Genomic DNA, 19159 nt, shown 5'->3' on the forward strand with positions numbered 1-19159 from the left:
GGTCTCTATTCTTTGATCAAATGCCAAGGCCCCTTGACTGGCACCACGACACACAATACGCCTTAGGACAGCACACATTTTGGGGAACCCGAAGGCTGTCCGAGGGCGTTATGCTCATAAAAATAAGGGGTTGTGAGCGCTAGTTCGATTGTTCTAGATGCTTCTCGACCGCACCAACATCTAACCCAAACTGATGAATTGTCAGTGCATCTGCTGTGTACAGTTGCACCAGTTCGCGTTGGAATGCTCTCCCGGCAATTTCCTGTCTCGCCCGCGCGGATCGGGATGTGTATGTGTGAGGCAAGACAGTTTCGGGAAGGGTATTAATGTCTCAGTCGATCACCGTATTCACAACGATGAAGAACGAAGGCCCTTACATGCTGGAATGGGTCGCGTTCCACAAAACGTTGGGTGTCGATCATTTTGTGATCTTCACCAATGACTGTGACGACGGAACGGACAAGATTGCAGTTAGGTTGCAAGAGCTGGGCCTGGCCACCCATGTCTGCAACGAGGTGAAAGAGGGCGGGAATCCTCAGCACCAGATGCTGCGCCGTGCGCGGCGCCAACCCAAGGTCAAAGAGGCCGAGTGGCTGCTGTGTCTGGACGTGGACGAATTCTGGAATATCCGCTGCGGCGACAATGGTTTTGGTGCTCTGATCGCTGAAGTCGAAAGCCGGGCAGGGCAGCCGGTCGACGCTATCTCGTTTGCGTGGAAATTGTTTGGGAGTTCCGGGAACATCAGTTTTGAGGACAGGCCGGTGACCGAAACCTTTTCGATGAGCGATCAGGAGTATCCCTATCATTCGGGCCGCGCCTACGGTCTGAAAACGCTGTTTCGGAACAACGGCAAGTTTACGCGATTTGGGCCGCATCGCCCGAAAGGGTTCGAAGAGGAAAAAGCGTCCGAGATTGCCTGGTCCGATGCTGGCGGCAAACTGTTCCCGGCTGAGAAGGTCGGCTGGCGGGCATGGCGCAGGTTTGACCATTCGCTGGGGCGGCTTCATCACTATTCGGTTCGGTCTATGGACGGTTTCCTGATCAAGCGTGATCGGGGGCGGACGAACCATATCAAGGTGGATCAGGGGCAGTCCTACTGGCAGGACATGAATGCCAACAAAGAGACCGACCAGTCCATCCTGCCCGCGGTGCGCCGCGCTGCGCCATTGCTGGAAGAGTTGAAATCGGATGCGGAACTAAAAGAGCTGCACGCGCAGGCCTGCGATTGGCATCGCGCCAAGGTGTCCGAAATCAAGATGCGTCCGGAATGGGTCGAGTTTCGCTCATGGCTGGCCGACAATCTGATCTGATGGCCATGGCAGACGAACTTTCAAAAGAGCAGCTGAAACCGGAACATCCCGACCGCAAGACCGGGTATGAGCGTATTCTGACCGACCCCGCTCCGCCATGGTTTGTAGAGCTTTATCCCGGTGGAGACGGAACCGGTTTCCTGCAAAAGCTGGAGCGTCATTCGATCCTGTTCCATCAGCGCGACACCACACGGCTGGTGGTCAGCTTCGACAATATCGCAAATGCCAACGACCTGTCATTCGCGCGCGAGCCTTGGGGGTGGAAGTTCTTTCGGGACGAAGGGTGGTCTCACATGGGGGTCTTTGCGCGCACCAAAGCGTGGTATCGCGACGCCGAGATCCTTTCGTATTTCGAAAGCAAGGTCGCTGAAGGGTTTTTTGAGCGGTTCGATCAGGTCGTTTTCGCGGGTGCGTCGATGGGGGGCTTTGGGGCTTTGACTTTTTCGGCGCATGTTCCCGGCGCTAACGTGATTGCATTCAACCCGCAAACGACGCTCGATGAACGACTTGTGCCCTGGGAAACGCGGTATCGGTTCGGTCGTGTGCAGGACTGGGACCTGCCGATGAGCGATGCGGCGCAGACGGTTCAGGCTGCGGGTAAGGTCTACGTGTTCTATGACCCGTTATTCGATCTGGACCGCCAGCAGGTTGGGCGTCTGCAAGGCGACAACGTGATGTTGCTCAAGACGTGGTATTCGAACCACTTTGCTGCGCCGATGCTTCGAAAACTCGATATCCTAAAGCCGGTCATGCTGGGGGCGATGGATGGATCGTTGGATTCAACCGAGTATTACAGGATGATGCGCGCGCGGCGCCGACTGCCACTGTATATGCGGGGGATCGAAGCCGCCGGAGGGGAGCGGCACCCGGATTTGGTGCAGCGGGCGAGGCAGCGGTTTCGCCGACTGCGCCGACAAGCGATGGCCGAGATGGCAAAGGATGCCCAATGACCCCCGCCAAGGGCGTGTTCATCGGCCAGCGGAAGGACCGCATGGGCGCACGGTTGCTGATGATGCTGACCTGCATACGTCTGGCCGAGGATTTTGGTACAACCTTTCGGGTGAACTGGTTCCCTCAGGGAGCTGATGCACCGGAACTGAATCACCCACAGGAGCTGTTTGCGCAAGGATGGATGGATGAACACTTCCTGAGCCAGGAGGCATTCAGCGCCCTTGCGCAGGATGCTCTACCAATCTGGTCTTTTCAGAACGACGCGTCACCTGATCGCCTGATCGCACATCTCAATTCCGGCAGTTCGGTGCTGGTTGAGGAAGGGTTCGAGGTTCTGGCTTTTCCCTGGGAAGATATCGAAGCCATTCGCCCAAGATACCGCGACTTTATCCGACAGGTCGGATTCACCGAAGAAATCCGCAAAGTGATGGACCGCGCGGATGCCAAGCTGTCAGGGCAGGGCGTGTCGGCCTATCATATCCGCCGCGGCGACATTCTGAACGGATTACCATGGAAACACACGACCTGGCCCGCGAAAATCGAGCCAGAAGAGTTGTATGAGGCGCATCTAGAGAAAAATGCCGATAAGACAGCGATCATGTTTTCTGATCAGCCCGAGCTGGTCAGGCGGTTCCAGAAACGGTTTCCGAACCTGCTGCAAATGTCCGACATCGCCGATGTGTCCGGGATGACCCGAGCCAAGCGCGACTTTCTGGAGCTTTATACGATGTCGCGGGCGGATCAGGTAATTGCGCCGGTCATCTCTGCCTTCTCCATGGCCGCCGCCCGCATCTCGGGGCAGCAGCGCAAAGTGTTTCGGGATGTGTTGACCGAGGAAGAGATTGCTCGGGCGAATGAAGTCACTATTAAAAAACTGCACGCAGGTTCAAATGGGTTTTTGAACGCATCCGAAGCGTCGCACATTTATTCCAAAGCGCTGTTTCACATGAACCGATTGCATTCGGACGATCGGACTGTCGAGGCGACGAGTATCGCAGCGCGGCTTCTGGAAGACGGCGCGGACAACGCATTTCTTCCTCTTCTTCAGGCGCTTAACCTGTTTTATGCAGGTAAATGGGATGCGTCTGCCGAAATGGTCGAAAAGGCCCTGCAAGACCCCAATGTTTGGCCTGAAGACCACGCGGTCTGCGGTGCCATGAAGGCCGCGGTATTGGGGGAAAAGCGAAAGCGCTGGCAGGCAGGGCAGGCATTCAGTCGCGCGTTTTGGGCTAAGCCGATCAGACCGGACGTTTTGGTTTTCGGCTCTCGGGTCGTTTATCGGGACCAAATCTCGCTGCGGCTGTTTCCTCCTACCGACTGGTCGCTGCAAAAGGTGATCCGCAGGCCGTGGTTCAACTTCAATTCCCATGTTGCTCAGCGCAAAGTATTGGTGCGCCTTCCATGCAATTTTGATTTCCTGCTGCTGGACTGGTCAGAACTTTCTCTGGACCAAAAGGCTCGCAGACTGTTCGAAAACCAACCGCGTCTGAATCAGCTGCATGATGGGCTTGTTCGCATGACCGACATGCCGGAATCGGACCCGCGCGTTCAGAGTTTCAGTGCCAAACTGGCTGTACATATGGGTGAGACTTCGATTGCAAAAGCAATTGATTCAACGCGGATGGTTTTGGCCAGTGTGCCAGATAATCCGCTCTATCATAAACGATTGGCCGAGCTCCTTCAGGCCGACGGAAACGGGTCTGCGGCTCGGATCACAATGGCGGATGCGTTGGCGTGCGACCCGGGCAACGCCTTTCTGGTTTTTGCGATGGGGCAGCTGCTGGAAAAGAACGGAGCAGTGGAACAGGGTCAGAACCAGATCATTCAGGCGGCAGAGCTTGACGACAACACAGCAGCCATTCAAGGCGAGGCCGGGCGCATTTTGTTGCAGCGCGGTGAAAAAGACGCGGCCCGTGCGTTTCTACAAAAAGCACGGGACTTGTGCCCGACGCTCAAGAGGTTTTCCAATCAGTTAAAGCGGGCCAGAGGGTAAATGATCGCATTTCCCCTTGGTAGTTCCATCAACTCAACGTAATTTACACACAAATTTTAAATGACCCCAATCAGCATTGGGCAACAAAAAACGAACAGGGCAGTCACGTATGGCCGATCAGGACCCGCGATACATCAGCATCACACCGATGAAGAACGAAGGCCCGTTTGTGCTGGAGTGGGTGGCGCATAATCGCGCGATTGGTGTCGACCAAATGGTTGTGATGACCAACGACTGCACGGACGGAACAGATGCTTTGTTGCAGCGCCTGGACGACACAGGCGTTCTGACCCATGTCGACAACAACTCGCGCCGGAAAACCAGCCCGCAAAAACGGGCTTACAAGACCTTTCTCAGGATGGAGGTTGCACGACCGCAGGACTGGGTCATCGTCATCGACGCCGACGAGCACATCAACGTCAAGACAGGGGATAACACTCTGCGGGCACTGACGGACGCCATCCCCGATGCAAAAACGATTTCAATGACCTGGCGGTTGTTTGGAAATGCTGGGGTCGTGCAATACGAGGATCGATTTTTGTCGGATCAGTTCCGGCAAGCGGCGCCAGAGCGGATATTTCGACCGCCTCAGGCGTGGGGCTTTAAAACCATGTTCCAACGGGGAATTTGGGACGCGCTGGGCGTTCATCGCCCCAAGCGGCCAACGGTTGAGACCATGGAAGAGTGCCACTGGTACAACGGATCGGGTCAGTTGATGCCTGAGCGCTATTTTGACAAAAGCTGGCGGTCGGCACGGGACTCTTTTGGGTATGATCTGGTGCAGGTCAACCATTACGCGTTGAAGTCCTGCGAAAGCTATCTGGTCAAAAAGATGCGCGGTCGCGCCCACCATCTGGGCGAAAGCCTTGGTTTGGAATACTGGAACATGATGAACCAGAATGCCGAGACAAATACCTCGATCGACGCCATTCTGGATCGCAAGCGCGCATATTACTATGAGATGCTGTCCGATCCCGAGACTGCTTCACTGCATCACGCATCCTGTGATCTGCATCGACGGCAGATCGAACAACTGCGCGACTTGCCCGAGATGCAAGACCTCATGCAGCAGATGACCGCAGGGTTCGCGGCAAGCCAACAGGCATGACGCGAAATTTCTCAGGGACAGGAGCGCAATAATGCTTTGGCTGCATATGGGAATGCCCAAGACCGGCACAACTGCCCTGCAGGGGTACTTGCGCGGAAATCCGGGTGTCCTGAACGAGATCGGTTTGCGGTACATGGAAACCGGCCGACGCAGGCTAGAGGGTAAGAGGCGTCTCGCGGTAAGCCACAATATCATTGCGTTTCATATCAATCAGACCTCTCAGCCGATGGATCAGTTTCGCGCTGCCATGACCAGTGAATACGATGCGCATGCCGATCAGACCTGTCTTGTATCTTCCGAGATGTTCTATTCCTGTGATCTGAACAGGTTGGCCGAAGTGTTTGCTGATATACCATCGCGATCGCTGCGGATCACATTCTATTGTCGCCGCTACTCCGACTTTTTCGAAGCGGACTACAAGCAGCGCGCCAAAAACGGGCGATTGCCCAATGGTGGGACCGAGTATATTCGCCATCAATTGGATCAGATCCGCGATCAGCCAGAAATTTATAGTCTTTCCGCCAAGCTGGCGCAGATCCGGACTGCCTTTCCTGGTGTCTCGGTGGCTCCGCTTTTGTACGAACGCTCCGAAATGGTTCAGGGCAGTGTTGTCGATGATTTCCTGTCGCGGATCGGTACGCCGCTGGAGGAAGGCCGTACCGGCGGCCATGCGTCAAACCCGTCTCAGTCGCGTGCTGCCAGCGAGGCATTTGGAATCGTCTCCCGTGCGATTGGCCGCAAGAAAAGCCGTCAATTGCGTCGGCTCGTCGTTGAGGATCCGGTTATGGTGCGCCGAAATGACGTGTTGGAACCCGACGAACGCGCGTGGCTGGACGAGTTTCTAGCCAACGAAGACATCGCGTTCCGGCAGGAGTTCTTTCCCGACCGGTCCGAACTGTTCAGCTCCAAGCAATTGGATGAAGGGGATAAGACGTTCCGCAGGGATTCGCCCGAAGAGTACGAGGCATTGCGCAAAGCGTCAGAAATCGTGTTCCGGATGGCATTGGACAGCTGACCATCATTCCGCGATAGGGATTTCCTGACGCTGCTTTCCGGTCGTCTTGTCGAAGATCAGGATGCGGTTGTCGTCGGTGACGACTGCGTACCAGTTGTTGCCGATCGTTACGGCTTGCGCCTTTGCACCGTCCGGCAACTCGATCTGGTCGGGCAGGGTGGGGGTTCTGTCCGATAGTCGGATGACAATCAGTGCGAATGTCACTAGAACCCCGCCAATCATCACCGCGGTCAGCAGCATGACCATTCTCCGCAGCAGGCGTAGCTGTGGCGTTTCCTGCGGTTCTTGGGGTTCGGAAGGGACAGTCATGGGCACCCGTCAGATTGAATTTCACATCGCGGCCGATCCGCCGCCTCGCCTTGATAAGGCGCTTTCACGGGATGTGCCAGCCGATGAAAACCTGTCCCGAACGCGGCTGACCCGGTTGATCGACGACGGTGCCGTTACGATCGACGGCGCTGAGGTCCGCGACCCCAAGTCCAAGGTGGCCGAAGGGGCGGCGATCGTCATCACTGTGGCCGAGGCTGAGGACAGCCACATAGGTCCCGAAGATATCCCGCTGGAGATTATGTTCGAAGACGCGGACCTGATCGTTATTAACAAACCGGCCGGTATGGTCGTGCACCCAGCGCCGGGATCACCCAACGGCACTCTGGTCAACGCTCTGTTGCATCATTGTGGCGAGGATCTGTCTGGCGTAGGCGGTGTCAAACGCCCCGGCATCGTGCACCGCATCGACAAAGAGACCAGCGGATTGCTGGTCGTCGCCAAGTCGGATGCGGCGCATCACGGGCTTGCGGCGCAGTTCGAAGCACATAGTGTGGAACGCTATTATCGCGCGATTTGCTATGGCGTGCCGGATGCAAATGATCCCCGGTTGCGCGGAATCAAGGGTGTCAGTTTTGAGCCGGGCAATATCATGCGCCTGACCACGCAATTGGCCCGGCATAAGACTGACCGTCAGAAACAGGCTGTGCTGTTTCATGGCGGTCGACACGCGGTGACGCGAGCGCGGTTGGTTGAGACATTTGGTCATCCTGCTGGCATCGCCTTGATTGAGTGTTGGCTGGAAACCGGCCGTACGCATCAGATTCGCGTGCATATGGCCCATGCGGGGCATGGTCTGGTCGGCGACCCTGTGTATGGTGGTAAGCGCAAACTCGCCGCAAAAGCGTTCGGTGCTGCCGCTGCCGAGGCGGTGCGTAGCTTTCCGCGACAGGCGCTTCATGCTGCCGTTTTGGGCTTTGAGCACCCTGTAACCGGTGAAACCATGCGGTTCGAGGCAGATTTACCCGATGACATAGAAAATCTGATTGAACAGTTGCGCGCGCCGCTGACATAATACGCAAAGTTATGTGAGTAACGCGTTCTTAGCTTTCCTTTATCAATCGTTAATTTCAGACTGTTAACGGTACCTCTTGAATGGATCGGGACCTGTTCCCATATCCTATGTTAACAAGGTAAACATTTGTCGGAGGGACATGAAACATGGCAAATTACGCAAATCTCCCCGCGCCGACGCCCGAGGGCGGCCTGAACCGCTATATGCAGGAAATTCGCAAGTTTCCCCTGCTAGAGCCGGAAGAAGAATACATGCTGGCCAAGCGCTGGGTCGAAGAGCAAGACACTGAGGCCGCGCATAAGATGGTCACGTCGCACTTGCGGCTAGCGGCCAAGATCGCCATGGGCTATCGCGGCTATGGACTGCCTCAAGCCGAAGTGATTTCCGAGGCCAACGTGGGCTTGATGCAAGCCGTCAAACGGTTTGATCCGGAAAAGGGATTCCGTCTGGCGACTTATGCGATGTGGTGGATCCGTGCCTCGATTCAGGAATACATCCTGCGGTCGTGGTCATTGGTAAAACTGGGCACTACGTCGGCGCAGAAGAAGCTGTTCTTCAATCTGCGCAAGGCCAAAGCCCGCATCGGCGCCTTGGAAGAAGGCGACCTGCGCCCCGAGAACGTCAAACAGATCGCCAACGATCTGGGTGTGACCGAAGAAGAAGTCATCAGCATGAACCGCCGGATGTCCGGCGGGGACGCCTCGCTGAACGCGACCGTCGGGTCCGAGGGCGAAGGCACTATGCAGTGGCAGGACTGGCTTGAGGATGAAGACGCAGACCAGGCCGGTGACTACGAAGCGCGCGATGAATTGGATGCGCGTCGTGAACTGCTGGCTGCTGCGCTGGATGTACTGAATGACCGTGAAAAGGACATCCTGACCCAACGACGTCTGATGGATCAACCCGTCACGCTGGAAGAGCTGAGCACGCAATACAACGTCAGCCGCGAACGTATCCGGCAGATCGAAGTGCGCGCGTTCGAAAAGCTGCAGAAGAAAATGCGCGAGCTTGCGCGTGAAAAAGGAATGTTGGGCACCGTCTGACCCAACAAGCATCAGCCCGCCGAATTGGCGGGCTGATTTGTTTTACGCGAAGATGAAATCGTTTTCGGACAATTGGCCAGGCCAGACGCCGGTCAGGTCAATGCTGTCGCCGTCATCCAACTCGATCGTCGTGCGGAATAGGCCACCCGAGATGTCGTCTTCGATGTCTTCAAAGCTGGAAATGCCTTCATAACCAGATAGGTCGATCTTGTCTTTTCCGACTTTGAAATCGACAATCCAGTCATCGCCGTCACCGTTTTCAAAGACGAACATGTCTTTGCCGCGACCGCCGAACAGGGTGTCATTGTCGGCTCCGCCATCGATCACATCCGACCCTCGGCCGCCGAATATCGTGTCTTCGCCCTCATCACCGCGCAGAATGTCCTTTCCGCGCCCTCCAAAGATGACATCATTACCGGCGCCACCCAGCGCTACATCATCACCTTTTCCTGTGTTGATGACATCCCGTCCGCCACCGCCATGGACAAAATCCTGACCGCGACCGGTAAAGTAAAACTCGTCCGAGTCATCGCCGAGGATGAAGTCGGTGTTTTTCTGACCCAGAATGTCGCTAACGGATACGGGCAGCAAAACGCCGTTGAGGATGTGGATGATCCCGTTGGACGCTTCCACATCAAACCCGATCAGGCCAGGGTCGGCAATGCCGTCATCCGCGTCGCCCAGGCTTGGCGGCGCGCTTTCCAAATTCAGCTCGACTGATGAGCCCTGAAGCGTCTCGATCTGAGCGCCGTTGCCCAAACCAGCCACTGCTTCGAGATCGAAAGCACCGTTAACCACATGGTACTTCAGGATGTCCGTCAACAGGGGTATCGGGTCTCCGCCACCTAACAGGGTCAGTGCTTTGACAATGTGCCCAAGCGCGCCCGCCTCGTCCGAGCCGGTGTAGCCCAACGTTTGCGCCAGACCGACGAACGCTGCGTCGTTCGGCGCGAAAACGGTCAGGCTGGCTTCAGGATCGTCCAGTGCTCCAGCCAGCCCGGCGGCGACGACGGCCTCGCGCAGGATGTCGAAATCTTCGTTGTTCTCGTCGAACGAGCCGACGGCACCACTCATTAACACGGTTCCCGTGATCGTCGGCGTCATTGTGTCTGTCGGTGTTGGCATTTCTGGCTATCTCCCACCCAGTTGGTCACAACATAAATCCCGGGCGCTCCAGCGGCACACAATGCCAATTGCCCGGTGACATAGTTGCTACGTCGGAGAAAATGAAACGGATCAAGAAATTCAGAGGATTGCTGATGTTGCGCTGATTCATCAGTGGGGAAATTGAAAGTTTTGTGTTTGTTTTTTCAGTGTGTTAGCGCTGCCGCTACTGAGCCTGCGAAACAGTGTTCGCAATCTAATTTCGACAAGCTCAATCCGGGTCCGCAGCCGTTCCCAGTGCCCTGACCGTTGTGAAAAAGTTGGATCGGGAGGAGTTTCAATCTGCCGACGCCAGCCGTTATCAAGACCAAGAAAAACCTGACTTACCCCCAGTTGATTGATACAGTTAGCGCAAGCAGTCAGACAATGAGGATGCGTCATGCAGCAGCCGGTTCAATGGGGCGTTTTGGGTGCCGCGAAGTTTGCGCGCCAACATATGGCTCCAGCAATTAACGCAGCCGATGGTGCACGGTTGGCAGGCTTGGCCACGTCGGATGCAGCCAAAGCTGAGCCGTTCCAGCGGTTCTGCCCTGATCTGACGGTTTACGGCAGCTATGACGCGCTTTTGGCGGATCCCAAGATCGAAGCAGTCTACATCCCGCTGCCCAATCACTTGCACGTCGAATGGAGTCTAAAGGCGCTGGAGGCCGGGAAACATGTGCTGTGCGAAAAGCCGATGACCATGGCGGCGACCGAGTTCGCGCCATTGATCCAAAAGAGGGATGAGACCGGTTTGCTGGCCGCCGAGGCCTATATGATCGTGCATCACCCGCAATGGCAGTTCGTGCGCCAACTGATCGCAGACGGAGCGATTGGAAAGCTCGTGCATGTAACCGGGGCATTTAGCTTTGATAATCGTGCAGACACTGGGAACATCCGCAATAGGGCAGAGACCGGCGGCGGAGGGTTGCGGGACATTGGAGTCTACGTAATCGGCAGCGCCAGGTTTGCGACGGGGCAGGAGCCTCTGTCCGTCGAATCCGCGATCCGGTGGGAGGACGGCATAGACGCCTTTACCGAAATTCGGGCGCAATTTCCGGGCTTTACCTACTCCAGCTACGTGTCCATACGGATGCATCCGCATCAGGAAATGATGTTTCATGGCGAAGGCGGCGTAATCCGCCTGACTGCTCCGTTCAACGCACGTGTATTCGGTGAGGCGCGGGTGGAACTACACCGACCGGGCCTTGAAATGCAGGTCACACGCTTCCCCGGCGATGACCACTATAAGCTTCAGGTCGAAGCCTTCTGCCGTTCGGTCCGCGACGGTATCGATTACCCGTGCCCCTTGGAGTTTTCGCGCGGTACGCAGGAGATGATCGATCAGGTGTTCGAGGGCGCAGTCGCGCTCTGACTTGCCACGTCGCGCCAGGCCGGTCTAATCTGACGGTCACCCGATCAGGAGGGAGACCATGGCAGGCGGCTGGGCCCGCGACGGCGCGGTGAGTGAACAGATTGAAGCGTCCATTTCGGATGAACTGGCCCGGATGCAGGCGCAAAGGCGGCCTGTCGGGGAAAGTCTGACTCATTGCGCCGAATGTGAAGAACCGATCCCTGAGAAGCGGTGCCTAGCTTTGCCCGGGGTGAAATTGTGCCTCGATTGCCAGCAAGAGCGGGACGGGGCTTTCAAGGCCCGGTCTGGCATAAACCGTCGCGGGTCCAAAGACAGTCAGCTGAAATAGGCAGGGCGATAGGATGCCCGAAACCAAAGTGAAACAGCCGCTTTTGCAGAATGGGCTGGTTCTTGGGTTTTTGGCGGCGTTCTTGTGGGGCACACACAGTGTCATTGTCCGCTATTTGACCAGCGATCTCGGCGGGCTGCAGATCGCTGTGACGCGATTGTTTATCGCGGCGCTTGCCATCTATTGCATGCTGCGGGTCATGAAGGTCTCGGTGTCGATCCGGATCGGCGACTGGAACTTTCGGCTGGCCGTATTGTCCACGGTGGTCAACTACATCCTGTTTCACATCGGGCTTGAACATACAGGTGCGGCGAACGCCATGGTTCTTGAGAATACAGCGCCGTTCTTTGTGTTGGTTTTCCTGTATTTCTTTGCGGATACACCCGTCACACGCACGGATGTTCTGGCAACGGTCCTGGCAATTTTTGGCGTGTTCCTAACGGTTTATCAGGATTTCCAAGGAGGTGGAGAACCTCTGTTCGGTGATCTTCTTGAAATAGGAGCGGGCCTCAGCTGGGCCGTATTCCTGATTTCCAGCAGCCGGGCGATGCGAAATTCGGAATCAACCGGCGAGCGTTTGAATTTCCTGTTCGGGATCTTCCTGTGCTCAGGGGTGTTGCTGCTTCCGTTGGCTATCTTTTCACTGCAGGTCCCAACGGCCAGCGACGTTGTGTTCCTGATTCTGCTGGGGGTACTGCCGACCGCCTTGGCCTACTACTTGTGGTATGAGGCTGCGGCGCGGGTTTCGACGCTTACAGCTACATTGATGTTCGCTGCGTCTGTGGTGTTCACGTTCATCAATTCGGCCTTGTTCCTGGGGGCCGCAATCACTCCGATCGCGGCCCTTGGGGCAGTGCTTATCGTGGCCGCAGTGTTCCTGACGACCAAAGCCAAAAGCGATTAATCTTCCATCGCTTCCAGCTCGTCGATGAAGCCGGAAATCATCGACAGGCCTTTGTCCCAGAACTTCGGATCGCTTGCGTCCAGTCCAAACGGGGCAAGCAGTTCCTTGTGGTGCTTCGACCCGCCGGCGCGCAGCATCTCGAAATACTTGTCCTCGAATCCTTCCGATCCGCTTGCGTAAACGGAATAGAGCGCGTTCACCAAGCCGTCGCCGAAAGCGTATGCGTAAACGTAGAAGGGTGAGTGTACGAAATGCGGGATATAGGCCCAGAAGGTTTCGTACCCATCCATGAATTCAAATGCGGGCCCAAGGCTTTCTGCCTGGACGCTCATCCACAGGGCATTGATGTCATCCGGGGTCAGTTCGCCTTCGCGGCGGGCGGCATGCAGTTTGCATTCGAAGTCGTAGAATGCGATTTGGCGAACGACCGTGTTGATCATGTCCTCGACCTTGCCGGCCAGCAGCACCTTGCGCTGTTCGGGGGTTTCGGCCTTGTCCAACATCTTGCGGAAGGTCAGCATTTCACCGAACACGGATGCCGTTTCGGCCAGCGTAAGCGGCGTTGACGACAGCATCTCGCCCTGATCGGCGGCCAGCACCTGGTGGACGCCGTGGCCCAGTTCATGCGCCAGCGTCATCACGTCGCGCGGCTTGCCCAGATAGTTGAGCATCACATAGGGGTGCACCTCGGTGACGGTCGGATGCGCAAATGCGCCCGGTGCCTTGCCCGGCTTTGCAGCTGCGTCAATCCAGCCTTTCGAGAAGAAGGGCGCCGCAATTTCACCCATGCGTGGGTCAAACGCATTGTAAGCGTCCATCACCGTCTTTTCCGCTTCGTCCCAACCGACAATGCGGGTGTCTTCCATCGGCAAGGGAGCGTTACGATCCCAAACCTGCATGACGTCCAGACCAAGCCATTTGCGTTTCAGTTCGTAATAACGATGGCTCAGTTTGGGATAGGCGGCCACAACCGCCTCACGTAGGGCTTCAACCACTTCAGGTTCCACGTCATTGGATAAATGGCGTCCGGTTTGCGCGGTCGGCATGTTGCGCCAGCGATCAACGATTTCCTTTTCCTTGGCCTGCGTGTTGTGGACGCGGGCAAAGGTCTTGATGTTGTTCTGAAACACGCTTGCCAACTCGCGCGAAGCGGCTTCACGTTTGGCGCGGTCCTGCTCGGTCAACAGGTTCAAAGTGCCTTCGATGTTCAGCTCTTCGCCGTCGACGGTGAACGTCAGACCGGCGATGGTTTCGTCGAACAGACGTTCCCAAGCATCGCCAACGACGCCGAGATCGTGGAGGAATTTTTCAAGTTCGTCAGACAGTTGATAGGGCTTCATCGCGCGAATGCGGCGGAAGACGGGCTCATAGCGCGCCAGATCGGCGTTGGCGTCAAAATGGGCCTTCAGCACGTCATCGTCGATGCGGTTGATCTCGAGCGTGAAGAACACCAGCGGGGTGGTGAAAATCGTAATCTTTTCCTGCATGTCTGACAGGAACTTGGCGCGCTCTGCGTCGGTGGTCAGCTGATAGTAGCGCAGACCAGCGAACGACATGACGCGACCTGCGATGGCGTTGATCTTTTCATTGCGTTGAACACAATTCAGAAGGCCCGCGGCGTCCAACTTTGCCAGCTTGCCCTCGTAATCTGCGGCAAACGAGGCGCATTCACCTTCCAGCCAGTCCAGATCTCGGGATAGCTCGGGCGCGTCTTCTGACGTGTACAGATCGGTCAGATCCCATTCCGGCAGGTCGCCCAGATTTTCGGCACCTCCGACTGCGTTTGCGTCACGGACGGGAAAGGGAAGGTCGCGCATGGATCACCTCGATAATAGCTTTCGCCAACATCTAGGCGCGCAAGGCGGGGATCACAAGCGGTGCATGTTCTGACCTAAGAAGACAGAACCGGTTCCGGCACCGCATCAGGCAACGCGGCCTTGAAATGAGCGGCCAGTTGGTCAAAGACCGGCCCGCGCACATCGGGCGCCTCCATCAGAACTTCGTGCTCGCCATCAGGGATTTCGACCAAAGTGCCACTGGGCCAGTTCGCCATGCGGGCGCGAATAGCCTTGCGGTCGACGATCTGTTCATGGCTGCCCAGGAAGGTCAGACTGGGAGTTTCAGGAGCTGTTTGTTCCATCAACCAAGCGCATTCATCCAACGCCTCGCGCAACCAGATTGTCGAAGGCGCGCCAAGGGCAAGTTCAGGATGTGCGGCCAACTGGTCCTTCATCATCTGGAACATTGCCGGATCGCGGGTCAGCACATTGCCTTCAAAGCATTGGGATGCGACGTAGCTCTCCAAAGACGTGGTGGGTGGAGTTTTTTCCCCCAACCCGATCCGGGGCCCCCAATAGGCAGTCAGACGGCTGAGCGGCTTCATGATCGGTGTGAAGAAGATGCCCCACATCGGTCCGGTAAACGCGCAGGCTGCGAAACAGTTCTTCTCCAACGCGGCGCGCAGGCCGATTGCACCGCCCATGGAATGTCCAATGACGAACCATGGCTTTGGCAGGTTAAGCTCGGTCGCCAGATCCAGGGTGGCCTGGACGTCCTTTTGATAGTCCGTGAACTTGTCGACGTGACCAATCCTGGGATCATCCAACAGCCGGTCCGCCAAGCCCTGACCGCGCCAGTCGACGGCCAAAAAGGCAAATCCCCTGCCGGTAAACTCGGCAGAGGCGTCGCCATATTTCTCGATGTATTCAGTACGGCCGGGGAACATCATAACCGTGCCGCAGGCATCGCCTTCGGGCAGCCAGTGGCCAACCCGAATGCGTGTATCGTCCGCTGTGTTCAGCCAATGGGCTTTACCACCGGCGGGGACGCCGGCCATGTCATCAAAGAAAGGGGCCGGCGACAGTTTCATCAGGCCAGCACCGACGCCAGCTGCATGGCCACGCCCATGTCGCCATCTACGGTCAACTTGCCGGACATGAAGGCACCGGTTGGGTTCAGTTCACCGCTGAGGATTTGTTCGAACGTCTCGGCATCCGCGCTCATGGTCACGTCGGTGTCTTCGTCGCTGACGCGCGCACCGCTTGCGTCCAGAACGATCGAGCCCAGATCGGCGATGGCAAATTTTGCCGATGCGCTAAAATCGCCGCCCGACAGTTTTTCGTTCAATGCGGCTGCGGCTTTTTCCAGAGTGTCGCTCATGATTCTCCTCACTATGTTTTGTGCGCCGGGAATGGACATCCACGGGCGCTGCGCTACACTGAACGTTGTTATGAGCATTGCAAGCACCAATCTCAAAGGTATCGTTGCGGCAACAGCGCTTCTAGTCACGTTTTCCTTCCCTTGTTCTGCACAAACGGCGGATTCCCGGGATGAGGAACAGCTATTGCAGCAATTGTCGCAGGCAACCCCCGAACAGTCGATCAACATTGATCGCCAGCTCAAGGCGTTGTGGGCGCAATCCGGATCAGCCTCGGCAGATTTACTGCTGGAGCGTGGTCGAGAGGCGCTGGATGATGGGGACACACAAGCCGCAATTGAGCATCTGACGGCGTTAACGGATCACGCGCCTCAATTTGCCGAAGGTTGGCATGTTCGGGCGTCCGTGTTCTTCGGGATCGATCGTTTCGGCATGGCCGCAGCCGATCTGGAGCATGCGCTGACGCTGAACCCGAACAATTACGAGGCCATCTACGGATTGGGCCTGATTTTCGAGATCATCGGTCAGCCCGACAAAGCTCTGGAAGCCTATGACCGTGCTTTGGCTATACATCCCCATCACGAAGAAGTAACCAATGCCGTGAATCGACTGAAGCCTCAGGTCGAGGGCTCGGCCCTCTAAAGAACCGGGGCAGGGGGCAAAGGTGAGCGGGTCATCCCGAATCGTGGCCGTACTTGGCCCGACTAACACAGGTAAAACCCATTACGCGATCGAGCGGATGCTGGGGCACCGGACTGGTGTGATCGGCCTGCCGCTGCGTCTGCTGGCACGCGAGGTCTATGATAAGATCGTCGCGATCCGGGGGCCGTCGGTTGTGGCGTTGGTAACTGGAGAAGAACGGATCGTACCGCCGCGCACTCAGTATTGGGTCTGTACGGTTGAGGCGATGCCCGAAGGCATGGGGGCGGATTTCGTCGCCATCGACGAAATCCAGCTTTGTGCTGACCCCGAACGTGGCCACGTTTTCACCGACCGCCTGCTGCGTTCGCGAGGCACCAGTGAAACTTTGTTCCTGGGCTCCGATACCATGCGCGGCCCGATCTCGGCGCTTGTCCCCGAGGCACAGTTCGTGCGCCGCGAGAGGATGTCGCAGCTGGTCTATTCCGGCTCGAAAAAGATCAGCCGGATGCCCCCGCGCAGTGCCATTGTCGGATTTTCGGTCGAAAACGTCTATGCCATTGCCGAACTGCTGCGCCGTCAAAAGGGCGGTGCGGCAGTGGTCATGGGGGCGCTCAGCCCACGGACCCGGAACGCGCAGGTAGACCTCTATCAGTACGGTGAGGTCGACTATCTGGTCGCAACGGATGCGATTGGGATGGGCTTGAACCTGGATGTGAACCACGTGGCGTTCTCGTCGCTGACCAAGTTCGATGGCCGGCGGATGCGCCCGCTTGCGCCAAACGAACTGGCTCAGATTGCCGGTCGGGCGGGGCGAGGCATGTCGGACGGAACCTTTGGCGTGACCGGTGAGGCCCCGCCGCTGGACGAAGGTGTCGCGCAGGCGATTATGGACAGCCGGTTTACGCCGATGAAAAAGCTGAACTGGCGGAATGCCGCCCTGCGGTTTGGCTCGGTTGAGGCCCTGATTGCCTCCCTTGAGGTTAGCCCGGACAGCGAACATCTGATCAAGGCGCGTCCTGCGGACGACCTGAATGTGCTGAAATCGCTCTCGCAAGTTGCAGAGGTTGCGGCGCGCGCCAGTGACGGTCCATCGATCCGATTGTTGTGGGATGTGTGCCGAATCCCCGATTTTCGCGGTATCAGTCACTCCGAGCACGCCAGCTTGCTCGAAGTTATCTACGGCCACTTGCACGAACGCGGTTCGATCCCAGATGATTTCATGGCGCGGCAAATCCGCCGTATCGATAAAACGGACGGAGATATTGATGCGTTGTCCAAAAGGTTGGCATATATTCGCACTTGGACATATGTTGCGCAACGAAACGGCTGGGTCCGTGACGAATCGCATTGGCGCGCCGAAACGCGCACTGTAGAAGACAGGCTGTCGGACGCTCTGCACGATCGTTTGACTCAAAGATTTGTGGACCGGCGCACATCTGTGTTGCTGCGCCGGCTCAAACAGAAGGAGGCCCTTTTGGCCGAAGTAAATGACAAGGGTGAAGTGACCGTCGAAGGAGAATTCGTCGGTCGTCTGGAAGGGTTCCGGTTTATCCCGGACAAAAGCGCGCAAGGAACCGAGGCGAAAGCTTTGAAAACGGCTTCCCTGCAAGCACTCGCGCCGCAATTCCATCTGCGTGCCGACCGTTTCTACAATGCGCCCGATACCGAAATTGATTTTACCGATCAGGGTGGCCTGATGTGGGGCGAATATGCCGTCGGCAAGCTGGTTGCCGGGGCAGAGCCACTCAAGCCGATGGTCGAGGTGTTTGTGGATGAGGCCGCAGGCCCTGAAGTCGAGCAGAAAGTGCAGCGCCGCCTGCAGCACTTCATCGACCGCAAAGTGGCCGCTCTGTTCGAACCGCTGCTGAATCTGTCGCGGGATGAAGAACTGTCGGGCCTGGCCAAAGGATTTGCCTTCCGTATGGTCGAGGCGCTTGGTGTTCTGCCCCGTGCGGGAGTCGCGCAAGAGGTCAAGGATCTGGATCAGGACGCCCGTGGCGCATTGCGCAAGCACGGTATCCGGTTTGGCCAGTTCACCATCTTCATGCCGCTGCTGCTGAAGCCCGCCCCGACGCGTCTGCGTCTGGTACTGTGGGCACTGGCCGGCGGTCTGCAGGAATTCCCCGATGCGCCACCTCCGGGTCTGGTCACGGTTCCGTTCGCCAAGGATGCGCCCGAGGGCTACGACACCATGTGCGGCTACCGCGATGCAGGCGAACGTTCCATCCGTATCGATATGCTGGAGCGTCTGGCCGACATGCTGCGCGCAGAAGACAGCCGGGGCGGGTTCGAGGCCAAGCCTGACATGCTGTCGATCACCGGCATGACGCTTGAACAGTTCGCAGACCTGATGCAGGGCCTGGGCTACAAAGCCGAGCGCGGTGAGCGTGAAAAGGTGAAGGCGGCATCGGTTGAGGCCGAAGAGCCCGCGGTAGAAGCGACCGAACAACCTGCCGACGCAGAAACACCGGCACCCGAGGCCGCGACTGAAGAGGTCGCCGTACCCGCCGAGGCAGCAGCCGAGGCCATCGAAAGCACGGAGGCGGCAGCCGAGGCTCCCACTTCGGATGAGACTGAGGTTGAGGTATTTTATACCTTCACCTGGGGTCGTCCGCGTCAGGCCAATCGAGGCCCGAGACGTGAACAGCGGCAGGGTCAGGGGCAGGGCAAAGGCAAGCCGCGTGGCAAGCCTCAGGACGGCCGCGGTAAGCCACAGGGCAAGAAGGGTGGAAAACCGCAAGGTGGTAAGACCTTCTCGTCCCGTCCACCCCGGAAGGAAAAGGCGATCGATCCGGATAACCCGTTCGCAGCAGCGCTGATGGGTTTGAAAGACGGTAACTAAACGCCT

17 protein-coding genes are annotated in these 19159 nt (G+C 57.2%); 12 read left to right on the forward strand and 5 right to left on the reverse strand.

Annotation, left to right across the window (positions count from 1 at the left end):
- Positions 1-326 precede the first annotated feature (326 nt).
- From ACR0AA_RS06140 to ACR0AA_RS06160, 5 genes are all read left to right on the forward strand, one after another.
- Entirely contained in the window at positions 327-1310 is a 984-nt protein-coding gene (locus ACR0AA_RS06140; RefSeq protein ID WP_480755667.1) for a glycosyltransferase family 2 protein, read from the forward strand.
- A complete protein-coding gene (locus tag ACR0AA_RS06145; RefSeq protein WP_480755668.1) occupies positions 1286-2260 on the forward strand; it encodes a hypothetical protein in 975 nt (324 codons plus the stop codon). Before ACR0AA_RS06140 ends, ACR0AA_RS06145 begins: the two co-directional genes overlap by 25 nt.
- A complete protein-coding gene (locus ACR0AA_RS06150; protein ID WP_480755669.1) occupies positions 2257-4254 on the forward strand; it encodes a tetratricopeptide repeat protein in 1998 nt (665 codons plus the stop codon). The genes ACR0AA_RS06145 and ACR0AA_RS06150 overlap by 4 nt, the downstream gene beginning before the upstream one ends.
- A gap of 109 nt (positions 4255-4363) precedes the next feature.
- Positions 4364-5362: a glycosyltransferase family 2 protein gene (locus tag ACR0AA_RS06155; protein ID WP_480661299.1), complete on the forward strand. Its 999-nt coding sequence runs from the start codon at positions 4364-4366 to the stop codon at positions 5360-5362.
- 31 nt (positions 5363-5393) lie between these two features.
- The gene (locus tag ACR0AA_RS06160; protein ID WP_480755670.1) at positions 5394-6377 is read left to right on the forward strand and encodes a hypothetical protein; all 984 of its coding nucleotides are present in this window, start codon (positions 5394-5396) and stop codon (positions 6375-6377) included.
- 3 nt (positions 6378-6380) lie between these two features.
- Here the strand turns inward: ACR0AA_RS06160 and ACR0AA_RS06165 are convergent, their stop codons facing one another.
- Entirely contained in the window at positions 6381-6686 is a 306-nt protein-coding gene (locus ACR0AA_RS06165; RefSeq protein WP_480661301.1) for a DUF6476 family protein, read from the reverse strand.
- Here ACR0AA_RS06165 and ACR0AA_RS06170 point away from each other — a divergent pair.
- Positions 6685-7719, forward strand: a complete 1035-nt coding sequence (locus ACR0AA_RS06170) for an RluA family pseudouridine synthase (RefSeq protein ID WP_480661302.1) — start codon at positions 6685-6687, stop codon at positions 7717-7719. The genes ACR0AA_RS06165 and ACR0AA_RS06170 overlap by 2 nt on opposite strands.
- 146 nt (positions 7720-7865) lie before the next feature.
- The gene (gene rpoH / locus ACR0AA_RS06175) at positions 7866-8762 is read left to right on the forward strand and encodes an RNA polymerase sigma factor RpoH (RefSeq protein ID WP_170421709.1); all 897 of its coding nucleotides are present in this window, start codon (positions 7866-7868) and stop codon (positions 8760-8762) included.
- A 42-nt stretch (positions 8763-8804) separates the two neighbouring features.
- Here rpoH and ACR0AA_RS06180 read toward each other — a convergent pair whose 3' ends face one another.
- Positions 8805-9887 (reverse strand): fasciclin domain-containing protein, encoded by a 1083-nt coding sequence (locus ACR0AA_RS06180; RefSeq protein ID WP_480661303.1) that lies wholly within the window; start codon positions 9885-9887, stop codon positions 8805-8807.
- Positions 9888-10305: 418 nt separating this feature from the next.
- On the opposite strand from ACR0AA_RS06180, the gene ACR0AA_RS06185 reads away from it, so the two are divergent.
- From ACR0AA_RS06185 to ACR0AA_RS06195, 3 genes are read left to right on the forward strand one after another with little or no spacing between them, the layout of a single operon-like run.
- On the forward strand, positions 10306-11280 hold the full coding sequence (locus tag ACR0AA_RS06185) for a Gfo/Idh/MocA family protein (RefSeq protein WP_480755671.1): 975 nt from the start codon (positions 10306-10308) through the stop codon (positions 11278-11280).
- 58 nt (positions 11281-11338) lie between these two features.
- On the forward strand, positions 11339-11608 hold the full coding sequence (locus ACR0AA_RS06190) for a DksA/TraR family C4-type zinc finger protein (RefSeq protein ID WP_480755672.1): 270 nt from the start codon (positions 11339-11341) through the stop codon (positions 11606-11608).
- A 13-nt stretch (positions 11609-11621) separates the two neighbouring features.
- Positions 11622-12512 carry a DMT family transporter gene (locus tag ACR0AA_RS06195; protein ID WP_480755673.1) on the forward strand — a complete coding sequence of 297 codons (891 nt, stop codon included), beginning with the start codon at positions 11622-11624 and terminating at the stop codon, positions 12510-12512.
- On the opposite strand, the gene ACR0AA_RS06200 is transcribed toward ACR0AA_RS06195, so the two are convergent.
- The 3 genes from ACR0AA_RS06200 to ACR0AA_RS06210 form a co-directional block, all read right to left on the reverse strand.
- Positions 12509-14329, reverse strand: a complete 1821-nt coding sequence (locus ACR0AA_RS06200; protein ID WP_480755674.1) for a M3 family oligoendopeptidase — start codon at positions 14327-14329, stop codon at positions 12509-12511. The two genes, ACR0AA_RS06195 and ACR0AA_RS06200, sit on opposite strands and share 4 nt — an antisense overlap.
- Positions 14330-14403: 74 nt before the next feature.
- Positions 14404-15381, reverse strand: coding sequence for an alpha/beta fold hydrolase (locus tag ACR0AA_RS06205; protein WP_480661308.1), 978 nt, complete (start codon positions 15379-15381; stop codon positions 14404-14406).
- Entirely contained in the window at positions 15381-15671 is a 291-nt protein-coding gene (locus ACR0AA_RS06210; protein ID WP_480661309.1) for an SCP2 sterol-binding domain-containing protein, read from the reverse strand. The genes ACR0AA_RS06205 and ACR0AA_RS06210 overlap by 1 nt, the downstream gene beginning before the upstream one ends.
- A gap of 70 nt (positions 15672-15741) precedes the next feature.
- Here ACR0AA_RS06210 and ACR0AA_RS06215 point away from each other — a divergent pair, with 70 nt between their 5' ends.
- Both ACR0AA_RS06215 and ACR0AA_RS06220 read left to right on the forward strand, forming a co-directional pair.
- A complete protein-coding gene (locus tag ACR0AA_RS06215; RefSeq protein ID WP_480661310.1) occupies positions 15742-16311 on the forward strand; it encodes a tetratricopeptide repeat protein in 570 nt (189 codons plus the stop codon).
- Between the two features lie 22 nt (positions 16312-16333).
- Entirely contained in the window at positions 16334-19153 is a 2820-nt protein-coding gene (locus tag ACR0AA_RS06220; protein WP_480755675.1) for a helicase-related protein, read from the forward strand.
- Positions 19154-19159: the final 6 nt, after the last annotated feature.

This window comes from Ruegeria sp. CE8 (assembly GCF_056537465.1).

What these genes read in the sequence shown, in the direction of transcription:
- ACR0AA_RS06140 (WP_480755667.1), top strand. Translation starts at nt 327, where the DNA reads ATGTCTCAGTCGATCACCGTATTCACAACGATGAAGAACGAAGGCCCT.
- ACR0AA_RS06145 (WP_480755668.1), top strand. Translation starts at nt 1,286, where the DNA reads ATGGCTGGCCGACAATCTGATCTGATGGCCATGGCAGACGAACTTTCA.
- ACR0AA_RS06150 (WP_480755669.1), top strand. Translation starts at nt 2,257, where the DNA reads ATGACCCCCGCCAAGGGCGTGTTCATCGGCCAGCGGAAGGACCGCATG.
- ACR0AA_RS06155 (WP_480661299.1), top strand. Translation starts at nt 4,364, where the DNA reads ATGGCCGATCAGGACCCGCGATACATCAGCATCACACCGATGAAGAAC.
- ACR0AA_RS06160 (WP_480755670.1), top strand. Translation starts at nt 5,394, where the DNA reads ATGCTTTGGCTGCATATGGGAATGCCCAAGACCGGCACAACTGCCCTG.
- ACR0AA_RS06170 (WP_480661302.1), top strand. Translation starts at nt 6,685, where the DNA reads ATGGGCACCCGTCAGATTGAATTTCACATCGCGGCCGATCCGCCGCCT.
- ACR0AA_RS06165 (WP_480661301.1), bottom strand. Translation starts at nt 6,686, where the DNA reads ATGACTGTCCCTTCCGAACCCCAAGAACCGCAGGAAACGCCACAGCTA.
- rpoH (WP_170421709.1), top strand. Translation starts at nt 7,866, where the DNA reads ATGGCAAATTACGCAAATCTCCCCGCGCCGACGCCCGAGGGCGGCCTG.
- ACR0AA_RS06180 (WP_480661303.1), bottom strand. Translation starts at nt 9,887, where the DNA reads ATGCCAACACCGACAGACACAATGACGCCGACGATCACGGGAACCGTG.
- ACR0AA_RS06185 (WP_480755671.1), top strand. Translation starts at nt 10,306, where the DNA reads ATGCAGCAGCCGGTTCAATGGGGCGTTTTGGGTGCCGCGAAGTTTGCG.
- ACR0AA_RS06190 (WP_480755672.1), top strand. Translation starts at nt 11,339, where the DNA reads ATGGCAGGCGGCTGGGCCCGCGACGGCGCGGTGAGTGAACAGATTGAA.
- ACR0AA_RS06195 (WP_480755673.1), top strand. Translation starts at nt 11,622, where the DNA reads ATGCCCGAAACCAAAGTGAAACAGCCGCTTTTGCAGAATGGGCTGGTT.
- ACR0AA_RS06200 (WP_480755674.1), bottom strand. Translation starts at nt 14,329, where the DNA reads ATGCGCGACCTTCCCTTTCCCGTCCGTGACGCAAACGCAGTCGGAGGT.
- ACR0AA_RS06205 (WP_480661308.1), bottom strand. Translation starts at nt 15,381, where the DNA reads ATGAAACTGTCGCCGGCCCCTTTCTTTGATGACATGGCCGGCGTCCCC.
- ACR0AA_RS06210 (WP_480661309.1), bottom strand. Translation starts at nt 15,671, where the DNA reads ATGAGCGACACTCTGGAAAAAGCCGCAGCCGCATTGAACGAAAAACTG.
- ACR0AA_RS06215 (WP_480661310.1), top strand. Translation starts at nt 15,742, where the DNA reads ATGAGCATTGCAAGCACCAATCTCAAAGGTATCGTTGCGGCAACAGCG.